Source organism: Bradyrhizobium sp. UFLA05-109 (genome assembly GCF_054185165.1).
On sequence record NZ_JBBIAR010000006.1, the window covers coordinates 134,699 to 150,404 of the forward strand.

11 protein-coding genes are annotated in these 15,706 nt (G+C 64.0%); 3 read left to right on the forward strand and 8 right to left on the reverse strand.

The window, feature by feature from the left end:
* Positions 1-33 precede the first annotated feature (33 nt).
* Both ppk2 and Q3C01_RS06060 read left to right on the forward strand, forming a co-directional pair.
* On the forward strand, positions 34-954 hold the full coding sequence (gene ppk2 / locus Q3C01_RS06055; protein ID WP_458144423.1) for a polyphosphate kinase 2: 921 nt from the start codon (positions 34-36) through the stop codon (positions 952-954).
* Between the two features lie 51 nt (positions 955-1,005).
* The gene (locus Q3C01_RS06060; protein WP_458144424.1) at positions 1,006-2,427 is read left to right on the forward strand and encodes a TAXI family TRAP transporter solute-binding subunit; all 1,422 of its coding nucleotides are present in this window, start codon (positions 1,006-1,008) and stop codon (positions 2,425-2,427) included.
* Here the strand turns inward: Q3C01_RS06060 and Q3C01_RS06065 are convergent.
* The 7 genes from Q3C01_RS06065 to Q3C01_RS06095 form a co-directional block, all read right to left on the reverse strand.
* Complete coding sequence (locus tag Q3C01_RS06065; RefSeq protein ID WP_458144425.1) at positions 2,405-3,484, reverse strand: zinc-binding dehydrogenase; 1,080 nt, start codon at positions 3,482-3,484, stop codon at positions 2,405-2,407. The genes Q3C01_RS06060 and Q3C01_RS06065 overlap by 23 nt on opposite strands.
* A 61-nt stretch (positions 3,485-3,545) precedes the next feature.
* Positions 3,546-4,487 carry a DMT family transporter gene (locus Q3C01_RS06070; protein ID WP_458144472.1) on the reverse strand — a complete coding sequence of 314 codons (942 nt, stop codon included), beginning with the start codon at positions 4,485-4,487 and terminating at the stop codon, positions 3,546-3,548.
* A 187-nt stretch (positions 4,488-4,674) separates the two neighbouring features.
* Positions 4,675-5,514 (reverse strand): aldo/keto reductase, encoded by an 840-nt coding sequence (locus Q3C01_RS06075; protein ID WP_458144426.1) that lies wholly within the window; start codon positions 5,512-5,514, stop codon positions 4,675-4,677.
* 173 nt (positions 5,515-5,687) lie between these two features.
* On the reverse strand, positions 5,688-8,393 hold the full coding sequence (locus Q3C01_RS06080) for a molybdopterin-dependent oxidoreductase (RefSeq protein ID WP_458144427.1): 2,706 nt from the start codon (positions 8,391-8,393) through the stop codon (positions 5,688-5,690).
* Positions 8,394-8,407: 14 nt separating this feature from the next.
* Positions 8,408-9,625 carry an NAD(P)/FAD-dependent oxidoreductase gene (locus Q3C01_RS06085; protein WP_458144428.1) on the reverse strand — a complete coding sequence of 406 codons (1,218 nt, stop codon included), beginning with the start codon at positions 9,623-9,625 and terminating at the stop codon, positions 8,408-8,410.
* 165 nt (positions 9,626-9,790) lie between these two features.
* The gene (locus tag Q3C01_RS06090; RefSeq protein WP_458144429.1) at positions 9,791-11,170 is read right to left on the reverse strand and encodes an MFS transporter; all 1,380 of its coding nucleotides are present in this window, start codon (positions 11,168-11,170) and stop codon (positions 9,791-9,793) included.
* Positions 11,171-11,504: 334 nt separating this feature from the next.
* On the reverse strand, positions 11,505-12,422 hold the full coding sequence (locus tag Q3C01_RS06095) for a dioxygenase family protein (RefSeq protein WP_458144430.1): 918 nt from the start codon (positions 12,420-12,422) through the stop codon (positions 11,505-11,507).
* A 161-nt stretch (positions 12,423-12,583) separates the two neighbouring features.
* Here Q3C01_RS06095 and Q3C01_RS06100 point away from each other — a divergent pair, with 161 nt between their 5' ends.
* Complete coding sequence (locus Q3C01_RS06100; protein WP_458144431.1) at positions 12,584-13,858, forward strand: serine hydrolase domain-containing protein; 1,275 nt, start codon at positions 12,584-12,586, stop codon at positions 13,856-13,858.
* Between the two features lie 27 nt (positions 13,859-13,885).
* On the opposite strand, the gene Q3C01_RS06105 is transcribed toward Q3C01_RS06100, so the two are convergent.
* Positions 13,886-15,628, reverse strand: a complete 1,743-nt coding sequence (locus Q3C01_RS06105) for a SulP family inorganic anion transporter (RefSeq protein WP_458144432.1) — start codon at positions 15,626-15,628, stop codon at positions 13,886-13,888.
* Between the last annotated feature and the right edge of the window lie 78 nt (positions 15,629-15,706).

Sequence of the window (15,706 nt, forward strand, 5' to 3'; positions counted from 1 at the left end):
CCTCCCCGGGCACCCTAGCCGAGAGAAGGATCCATGACCGCAGCCGACCGCACCTCTGAAGCCGCCAAGCGCGACCGCATTATTCAGGAAATGGCCGACGACCTCGACGAGGAGCTTGAGCTCGAGCTTGACGACAGCCGTCTCGACGAGCTCCTGAGCGAGACCGAAACCCCTGGTCCCACAATGGACCGCAGGGTTTATTTCAGAGAGCTGCTTCGCCTCCAGGGCGAGCTCATCAAGCTGCAGGACTGGGTGCAGAGTGAGAAGAAGAAGGTCGTCATTCTGTTCGAGGGTCGCGACTCCGCCGGCAAGGGCGGCGTCATCAAGCGCATCACCCAGCGCCTCAATCCCCGCGTCTGCCGGGTCGCAGCCCTGCCGGCGCCGAGCGAGCGTGAACGCACGCAATGGTATTTCCAACGCTATGTGACGCACCTGCCCGCCGGCGGCGAGATCGTGCTGTTCGACCGCAGCTGGTACAACCGCGCGGGCGTGGAGCGCGTGATGGGCTTCTGCACCGAGGAACAGTACGAGGAGTTCTTCGAGTCGGTGCCCGAATTCGAGCGGCTGCTGATCCGCTCCGGCATCATCCTGCTCAAATACTGGTTCTCCATTACGGATGACGAGCAGCAGTTCCGCTTCACAATGCGCATCCAGGATCCGCTCAAGCAGTGGAAATTGAGCCCCATGGATGTCGAGGCGCGCAGCCGCTGGGAGCATTACACCAAGGCCAAGGAGACGATGCTGGAGCGCACTCATCTTCCGGATTCGCCGTGGTGGATCGTCGATGCCGTGGACAAGAAACGCGCACGGCTCAATTGTATCTCGCATCTGCTCAGCCAGATTCCCTACCAGGAGGTCGCGCGCATGCCGGTGGCGCTGCCGCCGCGCGTCCGCAACCCCGATTATCACCGCGGGCCGATTCCGGAGGAGATGTACGTGCCCGCGAAATATTGACGGCGCCGGCCGCGGTGACCGGGAAGCGGCCTTCGGGATGAGGACCACGAGATGCCCGTGCCGAGCGATTTGAGCGTGACCAGCGAGACGCTGCTTCGCCGCCGCAGTCGCTCCGGCCCGTGGCTGCTGCTTGCGAGCATCCTTTCGGCGGTGACGGTGGTTCTCGCTGTTGCCTATTGGGCTTGGCAGCCGGCGAGCTTGCGCATCGCCGTCGGCCCGCCCGGCAGCGACGACCAGACGGTGATACAGGCCCTCGCCAGGACCTTCGATGCGAAGGGCGGCGCGGTGCGGCTCACGCCGATCGAGACCGACGGCACGTTGCAAAGCCTCAATCTGCTCGGCGGCGGCAAGACCGATCTTGCGGTGGCGCGCGGCGACCTCGACATGCCGCCCGACACCAATTCGGTGGCGATCCTGCGCCGGAACTTCGTGGTGTTGTGGGCGCCGACGGGCCGCAAGGGCGCGGCGAAGTCCAAGGTGACGGAGATCGCGGGCCTCAGCGGACGACGCATCGGTGTTGTCGGCCTCGGCGATGCCAACGTGATCCTGCTGCGCGTCATCCTTGCGGAGTCCGGCGTCAATCCGCAGAAAGTGACGTTGGTGCAGTTCGGCACCGACCACATCTCCGAAATGACGCAGGACACCACGCTCGACGCCTTCATGATGGTCGGTGCGCTCGATGCCAAGGTGATCGCGGATACGATCTCCGCAACGGCGCGGGCGCGCGGCGAGCCAAAATTCCTTGGCGTCGACGTCTCCGACGCCATCGCCGAGCGGCATCCGCTCTATGAATCCGAGGAGATCCCCGCTGGTGCGTTCGGCTCCTCGCCGCAGCGACCTGATGACAAGATCGACACCATTGCCGTCAACCACCTGATCGTCGCGCCGAGCTCGCTGTCTGAGGACACGGTCGCAGCCTTCACTCGCGAGCTGTTCACGATCCGGCCGTCGCTTGCGAAGGAATTACCGGCTGCCAGCCACATCCAGAAGCCGGACACCGACAAGGACGCCGCGCTGCCGGCCCATCCCGGCGCTGCCGCCTATATCGACAGCAACGAGCGCAGCTTCATGGACAAGTACAGCGACTACATCTGGGGCGCGGTGCTGATCCTCTCCGGCCTCGGCTCGGTGGCCGCCTGGCTGCGTCACTATCTGAGACGGGACGAGCGCAAGCTGAATACGCTGCACCGCGACCGCCTGCTCGGCGCGATCGTGAGCGTGCGCGACGCATCGTCGCTCGATGAACTCGCAGCCATGCAACGCGCGGCCGACGACATCCTGCGCGAGACGCTGGTCTGCCACGAGGACGGCGCCATCGAGGACGGCGACCTCGCCGCCTTCGGCTTGGTGCTGGCACAATTCCATCAGGCGATCGTCGACCGCCGCGCCGTGATCAACGGCGAGGCCATTGGGTCTGCGAAGCCCGATGGTCCCGCACGTCAGCTTGCCTCTATCTCCACGGCTCCACGATGATCTTGGTGTGCGCCTCGGGATTGGCGAGGTCGGCAAACGCCTTTGCCACGCCGTCGATGCCGACGGTCGCCGTCACCATTGCCGCCGCGTCCACCTCCCCCTCCGCGATCAGCCGCAGCGAATAGGCGAACTCCTCCGGCGTGTAGCCGAGGACGTACTGGACATTGAGCTCCTTCATGATGCCGAGCATCGGCTCGCTCTTGTCGCTCTCCATGCAGACGCCGACCACGACGATGCGCGCATCGCGCGGGGCTCCTTCGAACACCTGCTGGAGCAGGCCCGGCACGCCGACGCATTCGAAGATCAGTGCAGGCTTCAGCGCCGGCAGCATTGCCTGGAACGGCGGCCGCGCGGCTTTCTCCTGCTCCGACATCTGCGCGTGCTCGGCCCAAGCCGCATAGGGCTGCGACGCTCTGGGGTCGACGACGATGTCGGCGCCGAGTTTTGCCGCAAGTGCGCGCCGCGCCGGCGAATAATCGGCGGCGACGATCGGGTGCAGCCCCTTGATCTTCAGCGCCGCGATGACCGCAAGCCCGACTGGCCCGCAACCGATGACCAGCGGCACCTCGCCGCCGCGCACGTTGGCCTTGGCGACGGCATGGACGCCGACCGCGAGCGGCTCGGTCAGCGCGGCGTGCTCCGCGGCGAGGCCGTTCGGCACTTCGAGCAGCAGCGCTTCGCTGAGCAGCATCGCCTCGGCATAACCGCCGATATTGTCGTTGGAATAGCCGATGCCCTGGATGCCCGTCGGCGTCAGCAGGGCCGGCAGTGAGCAGACGCGAGCGCCGGGCTTCAGCTTGCGTTCGGTACTCGGACCGTAATCGACGATCTCGCAGCAGAACTCGTGGCCGAAAACGACGTCGCGCGACAGGTCCATCGGCGTGCGCCCGACCTTCCTGGCCATCTCAACCATGCGATGGGCGTGCTGCCGCGCATGCAAGTCGGAACCACAGATGCCGCAGGCGAGCGTCTTGACCAGCACCTGGCCAGGGCCCGGCTTCGGCTCCGCCATCCTGTCGACGACAATCTCACCGTTCCTGAAAATTGCGGCCCGCATCCGGCTCCTCCCGTTCTTGTTGGAGCCGTTGATAGCATGGAGCCAGGCCTGAGGTATTGCGTCAGGCGTTCGGGGACCGCTCTTCGCGCACCAAAAGCTGGGCGCGGCGGACACGCTCGCGATGGGCGATATAGAGTCCGCTCGCGACGATGAAGGCGGCGCCCGTGATCGTCCAGACGTCGGGCAACTCGCCGAAGATGAAGAAGCCCAGAATGCTGACCCACAGCAATTGCGTGTAGGAGAACGGCGCCAGCACCGAAGCATCGCCGTAGCGATAGGCGAGCACGATGATCCACTGCCCGACCGTCGAAGCAATGCCGATGAAGATACCAAGACCGATGGCGCTCCAGGACGGCGTGACCCAGACGAACGGCACCATCGCACTAAGGAGGGCGACGCCCGTGAGCGCGGAATAGGCCATCGTGGTGAGGACGGCTTCCCGCCCGCTGATCATGCGCGTCAGAATCAGCGCGGCGGCCCAGCAGAACGCGGAGACGATGGGGAAGAACGCGGCAACGTGAAACGCGCTCGAGCCCGGCCGGAGGATGATCGCGACACCGACGAGACCGAGCGCAGTTGCGAGCCAGCGGCGCAGGCCGACCTTCTCACTCAGGAAGATGATCGAGAGCGCAGTGACGAACAGTGGCGAGACGAAGCCTGTGGCGGAAGCTTCGGCGATCGGGAGGAAACGCAGGCCGGTGATGAAGAACAGCGAGGAGCCGAGCAACGCCGCGCCGCGCATCAACTGAAGACCAAGCCGCTCGGTACGCATCGCATAGAGCGGCGAAGCCGGCAGCATCACCGGCGTGAACATCAGCGCGAAGGTCAGGAAGCGGATCCAGGTGATCTCGATCGACGGCAGGCTCGTCGAAAGATACTTCGCTGTGACATCGGAGCAGCCGAGGAACACGGTCGACAACAGGACCAGCGCAATGCCCTTGAAGGGATGGTCGACGCGCGCGGGTGCGCGGCGTGCGGCCTGCTTCTTCTCGGGCATAGGCACGGAAATACTGTCGAGCCTTGCGGCTACGGCGGGCGGCGGGGTCACGGCTGGAACTCGGGAAAATGCGAATCTCGTGAGCCTATAAAAACGCCAATGTGCCTCGTTCACAACGCCCGAAAACAGGAAGCCGATATGCGCTGATGGGCACGCGTGTAAACGCTCCGTTAATAGGGAGCGCTTTTTTGCATTACAGCATCGGTAGGCTGCGCGGCTTGCTCCCGCGCGGAAACGCCGCATCCAGCGCGGCGATGTCGTCCCTGGTCAGCACGAGATCGCCGCTTGCCGCATTTTCGCCAGCATGCTCGGCGGATGACGCTTTCGGGATCGCGAACACCGTAGTTGCACGGGTGAGGAAGCTCAGGGCCACCTGACGCGGCGTCGCGCTATGCGCTTCTGCGATGCGCGCGAGCACGGCGCCGCCCTTGCTCGTCGCTGCGGGAAAATCGTCATGGCCGAACGGCGAATAGGCCACCACCGCGACACCGTGCCGCTCGCACCATGGGATCACCGCGTGCTCGATCGCGCGCTCCTCGAGATGGTACAGGACCTGATTGCAGGCGATCTTGCCTGCGCCGGCAACGTCGAGGATGTCGTCGAGATCGTCGGCGTCGAAGTTGGACAGGCCCCAGGATTTGATCTTGCCGGCCTTCACCAGTTCGTCGAACGCAGCCACGGTGTCTTCGAGCGGATGGGACCCGCGCCAGTGCAAAAGATAGCAATCGAGCCGGTCCGTCTTCAGCCGCTTGAGCGAGCGCTCGCAGGCAGTGATGGTGCCGCGGCGCGAAGCATTGCTCGGCAGCACTTTCGAGACCAGGAACACCTCGTCGCGGCGGCCGGCGATCGCATCGGCAATGACGAGTTCGGCATCGCCATACATCTCGGCTGTGTCGATATGCGTCATCCCGAGATCAAGCCCGCGCTGAAGCGCTGCAATCGCGCGCTTGCGGTCGCCATGGTCGAGATACCAAGTGCCCTGCCCGATCACGGAAACGCTGGCGCCGGTGTAGCCGAAAGGTTTTTTGTTCATGTTTTTCTCCACGTGTTGCGGCATTTTGTTGGGGCTTGCGGAGCGTGTGGCAACATAGGGCACAAGGTCGGGGCCGTCGATTGCTGCGCTTGTCCTGGCAGCAATGGCACTGAGTTGCAGCATCCTGATGTCGCGATGCGGCGATCCGGGCGATGACGCCGGAGCATGTAGCGCTAGCTCGCAGCACCCGCGAACTTTGCTTCCTTCGCAGCCCCACCCGTCTCCGCAATCAGCCGCTTCAGCTCGGGAATGCAGGAGCCGCAATTGGTGCCCGCCTTGAGTTTTGCGCCGATCTCGGCCGCGCTGCGCGCGCCGGCGGTGATGGTGTCGCAGATGGTGGCTCGGCCGACGCCGAAGCAGGCGCAGACCACGGGACCGGTCGAGGCGACGCCTTCGGTCGACCTGCCGGAGAGCAACAGGCGGCGCTGTTCGTCGCTGACGCTATTTGCTGCGAACAGGCTCTTCACCACCTCCCAGTCGCCAGCATCATGGGCAGGGCCGATGAACAGGCAGGCCTCGATGCGATCGCCGACGAAGGACGCCGCGCGATAGACGCCGCCGCCGAAATCGCGGTACTCGGCAACGTCCTCGCTCGCGATTCCGTGCAGCCAGGCCGGCCAGCGCGACAGATCCGCGTTGTCGGCGAAGAGATAGCCGTAGCCGCCGCTGATCGCGACGCGCGCCCACCACAGATGCGGCGGCAGCGCGAGTTCTTTTCGCGACAGCACAAAGCCACGGAAAACATATTCGTACGGGGCGATCGCAGCCGGGGTCGCCTTGGTTTCCGGCTGCCCCGAGAACGGATCGTTGAACGACTGCACCAACGCGCCGATGCGGCCGTGCGAGGCGTTCATCGCGCTCCAGTGGATCGGCGCGAATAGCGTGCCGCGCTGCTGGCGCTCGCTGACCACTACTTTCAGGATGCACTGGCCGTAATCGGTGGTGACGCGGGCAAAGCTGTCGTCGGCGACGCCGTATTTACCGGCATCATCCGGGTGAATCTCGACGAACGGCTCCGGCAGATGCGCCCCGAGCCGCTGGCTGAGGCCGGTACGGGTCATGGTGTGCCACTGGTCGCGGATGCGTCCGGTGTTGAGCCGCAGCGGTCGCGCCGCATTGGTCTCGCTGCGCAGCGCCGGCACCTCCGGCGCAACGAAACGGCCCTTGCGGTCATTGGTGAAGAAGCCGCCGCCCGCAAAGAAGCGCGCGCCTGGTCCCTCCTGCCCCTCGCGCGCCGGCCATTGCAGCGGCACCAGCGCATCATAGGCCTCATCGGACACCGATTGCAGCGCACCGATGTCGAAATCCCGGCTGCCGTCGTTCTCGAAGGCCGAGAGCGCGGCATGCTCGCGGAAAATCGCGGCGGCCGATTTGTAGTTGAAGCCCTCGCCGAAGCCGAGGCGCTTTGCGACCTCGCTCAGAATCCACCAGTCCGGCCGCGCCTCGCCCGGCGCCGGCAGGAACGAACGCTGCCGCGAGATACGGCGCTCGGAATTGGTCACCGTGCCCGACTTCTCGCCCCATGCGAGCGCGGGCAACAGCACATGCGGTCCCGCCCCGACCGTGTCGTTGGAGAGCACGTTCTCCGAGACCACGAACAGCTCGAGCTTCTTCAGTGCCTCGCGCACCAGATCGGCATCCGGCAGCGACACCGCCGGATTGGTGCCCATCACCCACAGCGCCTTGACCTCACCGCGATTGATCGCCTCGAACAGCTGCACCGCCTTGAGCCCCTCATGGGTCGCGATGCGCGGTGCCTTCCAGAACCGCCGCACGCGGTCGATCTCGGGCGGCGTGAACATCATGTGCGCGGCGAGCTGGTTGGCGAGCCCGCCGACCTCGCGGCCCCCCATCGCATTGGGTTGTCCCGTGAGCGAGAACGGTGAGGCCCCTGGCTTGCCGATGCGGCCCGTGGCGAGATGGCAGTTCAGTATAGCGTTGACCTTGTCGGTGCCCTGCGCCGACTGATTGACGCCTTGCGAGTACAACGTGACGACGCGCTCCGTCGCGCGGAACATCGCAAAGAACGCAGCGACGTCCTGCTCGGACAGGCCGGTCGCGAGCGCCGTAGCCGTGATGCTGCCGGCGATGCTGCGCGCACGCGCGAGCGCATCGTCGAAGCCCGACGTGTTGTTCGCGATATAGTCCTTGTCGAGAGCGCCATTGTCGGCAAGATGCACGAACAGGCCAGAGAACAGCGCGGTGTCGGTGCCAGGCTTGACGCCCAGGAACAGATCGATGTCATCAGCCGTATCGGTGCGGCGCGGATCGATGACGATGATGCGGGCGCCGCGCTCCTCCCTGTTCCTGCGCATGCGCTGGAACAGGATCGGATGGCACCACGCCGCATTGGAGCCAACCAGCACGAGCAGGTCGGCCTGGTCGAGATCCTCGTAGCAGCCTGGCACGGTGTCGGCACCGAAGGCGCGGCGGTGGCCGGCGACCGAGGACGACATGCAGAGCCGCGAGTTGGTGTCGACATTCGCCGTGCCGACAAAGCCTTTCATCAGCTTGTTGGCGACATAGTAGTCCTCCGTCAGCAACTGACCGGAGAGATAGAAAGCGACCGCATCCGCGCCGTCGCGCGCCACGATGTGCTGCATGCGATGGGCGACATGGTCGAGCGCGTCGCTCCAGGCGACACGTTCCAGCACACCTTTGCAGCGGATCATCGGATAGAGCAAACGGCCTTCGAGTCCGACAGTCTCGCCCAGCGCCGAGCCTTTGGAGCACAGCCGGCCGAAATTAGCGGGATGCTCGGGGTCGCCGGCGATCGCCGCTCCGCCGTTGCCGTCGGGCGTAGCCAGCACGCCGCAACCGACGCCGCAATAGGGGCAGGTCGTTCTGACAGTGCGGAGCGTCGGATCGATCGCAGTCATTCAGGCGGCATCCATCAGGCGGCTTTGGGCGGAAGCGCGAGTGCGCGGCCGAACATCATGTCAGTGCGGATCGCAGCGACCGTCTCGCGATTGCGGATCAGTTCGAGATACCAGAGCGCGTCCACGGTATCGCCGATCAGCACAGCGCCAGTGAGCCTGCCGTCAGCGATCACCAGCTTCTTGTAGGTGCCGCGCCTGCGATCGGAGAGCACGATGCTCTCGCTGCCCTCGCCGCCGACGAAATCGCCCGCCGAGAACACGCTGACGCCGGACACCTTCAGATTGGTCGAGACCACGCTGCCCTGATAGGCGGCACTCTTCCCGGCAAGATGCCGCGCCAGCACGCGTGCCTGCTCATAGGCCGGCTCGACGAGCCCGTAAGCGGTGCCGCGATGCTCGGCGCATTCGCCGAGCGCGAAGATGTCGGACTCGCTGGTCTGGAGGCAATCGTTCACGACGATGCCGCGGTTGACGGCAAGCCCCGCCTCCTTCGCTAGCGCGACGTTCGGCCGGATGCCAGCCGCAAAGATCACGGCATCGGCGTCGATGCGGCTGCCATCGGCAAGCTCGACCGCCTCGACGTGGCCGTTGCCATGAATGCACTTGGTGCTCGCGTTCAGAACGACATGGATGCCCTTGCGCTCGACCAGCGCCTTGAGCAGTTCAGCCGCCGGCAGATCGAGCTGGCGCTCCATCAGGCGATCCATCAGATGCAGCAGCGTCACCGGCGCACCGGCCTTCGCAAGACCGTAGGCGGCCTCCAGCCCCAGCAGGCCGCCGCCGACCACGACGACGCGCTTCTTGGCTGCTGCGAGCGTCAGAAGCAGATCGACGTCGCGGCTGTCGCGAAAAGTATGGACGCCCGCGAGATCCGCGCCCGGCACGTTCAGCCGCAGCGGCGTCGAGCCGGTGGCGAGGACGAGCTTGGAATATTCCATGCTCTCCTCACCGGCGATCTTCAGCTCGCGCCGGCCGATGTCGATCTCGGTGACGCGATAGCCGTAGCGCACGGTGACGCCGCGCTGGCGCCACCAGTCAGCGGGCCTGAGCTCGATCTCGTGCGAGCCGGTCTCGCCTGCAAGCACGGATGAGAGCAGCACGCGGTTGTAAGCGAGCCGCGGCTCTTCGCCGATCACAGCGACTGCGTAACGGCCGAGCGAAGTCTTGGCGAGTTCGTCGACCAGACGCGCGGCGGCCATACCGTTACCGACGATGACGAGCGGCTCACTCACTTTGGTCTCCTATTCTGCGGCCTCAGGCCCGGCAAAACTTCTTCCCGCGTACGGAGAGAAGCGAGATTCGTACCAAGTCTCTATTGTTGGAGCATGATCTCCGCGGCAAACGCGTTCAGCGTTTGTCGCGAGGGAAAACCGCTGCACACTTTTCCGGATCATGCTCTAGACTCTTGCTTCGGCGAGGCTCGGCGCGCCTTCGGCTTGCGGACCGCGACGCAGATAGAACCACCAGGTCAGCCCGAGGCAGGAGGCGTAGAAAGCGAGATAGATCGCGAGCGCGAGCTGCGGTCCGCCGGTCATCGCGATCGACTTGCCGAACCCGCTCGGGATCAGATAGCCGCCGACCGCGCCGACTGCGCCGATGAAACCGACTGCCGCACCGCTCTCGATACTCGCCGTCTTCAGCGCGAGCGCGCGCGCCGCATCACCCTTGCCGCGCACCTTGAACAGGTTCTCCTCGCGGAAGATCGAGGGGATCATCCGGTAGGTCGACCCGTTGCCGATGCCCGTCGTGACGAACAGGACCAGGAACATCGAAAGGAAGCCGAGGAAATCTTTCTGGCCGACGAAATAAAGCACGCCGATCGTCGCCGCCGCCATCGCGATGAAATTCCAGAAGGTGATGATGGAGCCGCCGACCTTGTCGGCAAGCCAGCCGCCGAACGGGCGCGACAGCGAGCCGACCAGCGGCCCCAGGAACGCAATCGCGATCGTGACTTGCGGGAACTGGGTCTTGATCAGCAGCGGAAACGCCGCCGAGTACCCGATGAAGGAGCCGAAGGTCCCGATATAGAGATAGGCCATGATCCAGGTGTGCTTGCGCTTGACGATCGCGAGCTGGTTCTTCACCGACGACTTGGCCGAGGTCAGGTTGTTCATGAAGAACACGGCGCCGAACACGGCGATTGCGATCGGCAGCACCCACATCAGCCCGGCGTTCTGCAGGAAGATGCCGTCGACGGGCGTCGCCTGGAACAGGTTGATGACGCCGAGCGTCATCAGGATCGGGGTCAGGAGCTGCACGCTGGAGACGCCGATATTGCCGCCGGCAGCATTGAGGCCCAGCGCGGATCCCTTCATCCGGTCAGGGAAGAAGAAAGAGATGTTGGTCATACTGGAGGCGAAATTGCCGCCACCGAGGCCCGCGGTCGACGCAACGAGCAGCATCAGCCAGAACGGCGTGTCGGGCTGGCTCACGAAATAGGCAAGCGACATCGTCGGGATGAACAGGATCGCCGCGCTGAAGATGGTCCAGTTGCGGCCGCCGAACGTCGTGACGGCGAAGGTGTAGGGGAAGCGCATCAAGGCGCCGATCAGGCCCGGCACGGCGACAAGCTGGAAGAGCTGGTCGGTCGTATAGTGAAAGCCCGCCTGCGGCAGCTTGGTGGTGACGATGCTCCAGATCAGCCAGACCGAGAAGCCGATATGCTCGGCCACGATCGACCAGATCAGGTTGCGTCGCGCGATAGTCTTGCCAGTCGCATTCCAGAACGCCTCATCTTCGGGGCGCCAGTCTGAAATCCACGTCGGATTCGTCGTCATTGATAATCCCTTCTAGGCTCACCGCTGCGTCGTTGCAGGCTCGGCCCCCCACGCATGGAGGCGCGCTCCGAGGCTTCACCCTGGCGGCGAGTTCGTGATGCTGATGTTGATGTCGAGTGACGGCGTCGGTGGCGTCAGAGCCTACCATTCAAGGCCTGTGCCAGCTCTCTCGCGCTTTGAAATATAAGTAAAAACAATATATTAGTTCATCTGCTCAATAATTGGGCGCGCCTATAATTGCATCAAAAAGTCGCGGCGCGCCCATTTCTTGAATGACGATTCGCTCACTTCTTGTGCGACGCACAACAAATGAGCGAGTGCCCAAATTTTGACGTCAGGCGTGCTCCGCGGCCTTCACCCCGAGCGGCTTGGGAGCCAAGCCGCTGCCCGGCTTGAGGTGAAATTCATAGGTCATCAGATGCCACGGCCCGGCCGCCTTGCCGCCGTCTGGCATCGCCGGATCGGTGCGTTTCTCGACCTTGGCGATCAGCTCGTCCTTGACCCCGAACACCACGTCGGAATCGAGATATTTGTCGCCGCCGATGAAGACGTGGGTGATCAGGGGCTCATGGCCCTTGGCGTTCACAAGGAAGTGCACGTGCGCAGGGCGCATCGGGTGGCGGTTGGTCTGCACGATCATCTCGCCGACCGGGCCGTCGGTCGGGATCGGATAGCTGCAGGGCAGAATGGTGCGGAAGAAGAAGCAGCCATCGGAATCGGTGACGAAACGCGCCCGCGCCGAGGCGCCGATCTCGTCGTAGTTCGGCTTCTGGGAATCGTACAAGCCGTCGTCATCGGCGTGCCAGACGTCGACGGGAACGTTCGCAAGTGGCTTGCCGCCGAGATCCGTGACGCGGCTCTGCACGAACATCTTCTCGCCAGTCAGATTGCGCGGCGAGATGTCGGTGCCATGCGCGGTCACCTTGTGCTCGCCGACATAGAAGGGACCGAGCACCGTCGTTTCGGTGGCGCCGTCGCGGTCGCGGTGGTTCACCGCATCGACCAGCATGGAGACGCCGAGCACGTCGGAAAGCAGGATGAACTCCTGGCGGGTGTCGGTGCACTTCTGGCCGGTGCGGGTCAGGAAATCGATCGCATAGTCCCATTCCTCGAAGGTGAGGCCGGTCTTGCTCACGTAATCGTGCAGCGACTTCACCAATTCCTGGAGCAGGAACCTTGCACGCGGATTGGGCGTATTGTCGAAGCTCTTGGCGACGGCCTCGGTAAGTTCGGTCTCGTTGAACTGGGTCATTTCTCTTTCCCGCTGTCCGATTTTCTGTTGTTTGGCCTGACGGCGTTTCGCTGCGGAGCCTACACCAGCCGGGCAGCCGGCGTTAAGCGCGACCGGCTTGGAATGGGGTCCTCATTTCGGCTATCACCTCCTCACAAGAACACTCCGGAGGAACGTTCCCGATGCTCGCCCCCACCCCCGCCTCACCTGAATCCGTCGGCATGTCCAAGGCCGCGCTCGACCGCGTCGATGCGCATCTGAAGAACCGGTATGTCGATGCCGGCCGTTTCCCCGGAACGCAGCTGCTGGTCTACCGCCGCGGCAAGATCGCCCACCGTTCGATGCTTGGACTTGCCGACGTCGAGCGCGAAGTGCCGGTCAAGGACGACACCATCTACCGCATCTATTCCATGACCAAGCCGCTCACCAGCGTCGCCTTCATGATGCTGGTCGAGGAAGGCCTCGTCGCGATCGATGAGCCCGTCGCCAAATACATTCCGGAGTGGAAGGACCTCGGCGTCTTCGTTGCCGGCACCAACCCTGCGTTTCTGACGCGGCCGCCGTCACGGCCAATGCAGATTGTCGACCTCCTGCGGCATACCTCGGGACTGACCTACGGCTTCCAGCAGCGCTCCAATGTCGATGCCGCCTATCGCGAGCAGAAGATCGGCGAGGTCGAGAAGGCCGGCACGCTGCAGACCATGATCGACGGGCTGACCAAGATGCCGCTGGAGTTCTCGCCCGGAGACGCCTGGAACTACTCCGTCTCCACCGACGTGATCGGCTATCTCATCGGCAAGATCTCGGGCGTGCCTTTCGAGCAGTTCTTGAAGCAGCGCATCCTCGATCCGCTCGGCATGACCGACACCGATTTCCACGTGCCGGCCTCCAAGGCGCATCGCTTCGCGGCCTGCTACTCCGCTGATCCGCAGGGCGGCATGACCTTCCATGCCGGCCAGCGCCGCCAGGGTTTGACGCTCCAGGACGACCCGATGACGAGTTCGTTCCTGTCGCCGCCAGATTTCATCTCCGGCGGCGGCGGTCTGTGCTCGACGGCTGCCGACTATCTCACCTTCTGCCGTGCGCTGATCAATGGCGGCGAACTCGGTGGCGTCAGGCTGATCGGGCCGAAGACGCTGGCGTTGATGACGACCAACCACATTCCCGATGGCCGCACTCTGCCCGACGTGTCCCGCTCGCTGTTCAGCGAGGCGACCTACAATGGCATCGGTTTCGGCCTCGGCTTCGCCGTGACCATGCGGCCGGCAGAGACGCTGATCGCCGGAAGCCCCGGCGAATATAATTGGGGCGGCGCTGCGACGACCTCGTTCTGGATCGATCCGGCCGAGGAGCTGATCACGATCTTCATGACGCAGGTGCTGCCCTCGAGCGCCTATCCGATCCGGCGCGAGCTGCGCAGCATGGTCTATGCCGCGATCACCGAGAGCAATCTATAAGCGCACCACGGGGCGGGCCTCGGCGCTTCAACGCGGAGGCCCGTCCGTGCCAACCTCGGCCTGGTCCTCCCAGTCGTCCCACGCCACATCATTGATCTCGAGATAACGAGACACTGCGACTCCGATCGTTGGAAAGAAGTATTTCTCGCCAAGCTGCGCGAACAAGCCAAATCGCTTCAGCTTGTCCTTTACGGGGTCCTTGAGCTCGGCAAAGCAAAGCTCAATCCCCTGCGCGTGCAGCGTTTCGTCGAGTTCAGCGACCACGTCGCAGGCTGTGACGTCGACGCTCGTGACCGGCTCTGCTGCAACCACCAGCCAGCGTACGGGCGTCGGCGATGTTGCGACGGCATCCCGAATGCGTTCCTTGAAGAATTCGGCGTTGGCAAAGAATAGCGGCGCATCCCATCGAAACAGGACCAGCCCGGGGATTCGGCGTGCGCCCGGATATCTCTTGATGTCGTGATAACCTTTGACCCCGTCGGCGCGCCCCAATACGGCGGAATGCGGGCGCCAACCGTCCCAGAGAAACTCGGCGATGGCGATTGCGATTGCCAGCCCTATTCCTGGAATCACCCCGAGCACGGCAACACCGACAAAGCAAACGATCGCCAACCAGAACTCCCACCGCTGAATGCGATAGATTCGTTTCAGGTCAGTGATCTCGATCAAGCCGATCGCCGAGGTGATGACTACGGCGGCCAATGCTGCGCTCGGCAAATGCTGAAGGAGATTTGGCGCCGCCAGCAAGAGCACGACGATGGCAAGCGCGCCAACGACGCTGGTGAGTTGGGTGCGCGCGCCGGCGGCTTCCGCAACGGGTGTACGCGAACTGCTGCTGCTGATCGAGAAGCCCTGAAAAAAGCCGGTCGTCAAATTGGCAACGCCAAGGCCCACCAATTCCTGGTTGGGATCGACCCACGTCCCCAATCGTGCGGCATAGGCCCGTGAAAGCACACTGGTGTCCGCAAATGATATCAGCGCGATTGCGCAGCCGCCGACCAGCACAGGGGCGATGTCGCCGTAGCTGATCCAGGGAACGACGAAACCCGGCAGCCCCTGAGGAAGCGGACCCAGGACTTTCACGTCATAAGGCGCTGCGAGACCCAGCGCGCCGACGACAACCGTCGCGCCAAGGACCGCGATCAGAATGCCTGGAAGACGCTTGTTGTTCTTGAGAAGGAGGATCACGATCAACGTGCCGAGCCCTATTCCGAACGCGACCCAGTTTGTCCGTCCCTCATGGATTGCGTTGCCGATCGCCAACAAACTGCGGAGCGGTCCTTCGCTCTCAATCGAGAAGCCCATGAGCTTCGGCAGCTGGCTGATCAATACGGTCAACGCGATTCCGTTCATGTAGCCGTAGCGTATCGGCTTGGAGAGAAGCTCGGTCACGAAGCCCAGGCGCGCGACACCCGCCAGAATGCAGACCACCCCCGAAACGATCGCCATCATGCCGGCGAGCGTCGCCGCCCGCAGCGGATCACCGCCGGACAACGGAGCGACAACGCCGAGGATGACCCCTGCCAGAGCAGAGTCCGGACCGAGGACGAGGATACGGCTTGGGCCGAACAACGCGTAGACCAGCAGCGGCACGATCGTTGCGTACAGACCATAGATGCCAGGCAAGCCTGATGCCGCCGCGTAGGCAATTCCGACCGGGACCAGCATTGTCGCCAGGACGATCCCGGCGAAGACATCATGCGGTAGCCACGCAGCCTCATATCGACGAAGCGTGTCGAGCCCCGGCAGCCAGTGGATCCAATGCTTCATCGGCGATCACCCCAAGCCCGGTCGGGGCCCGTTGGCCGTGCTTGATGCGCTGGCCGAGATCGGCGCGGCTGGAATCCA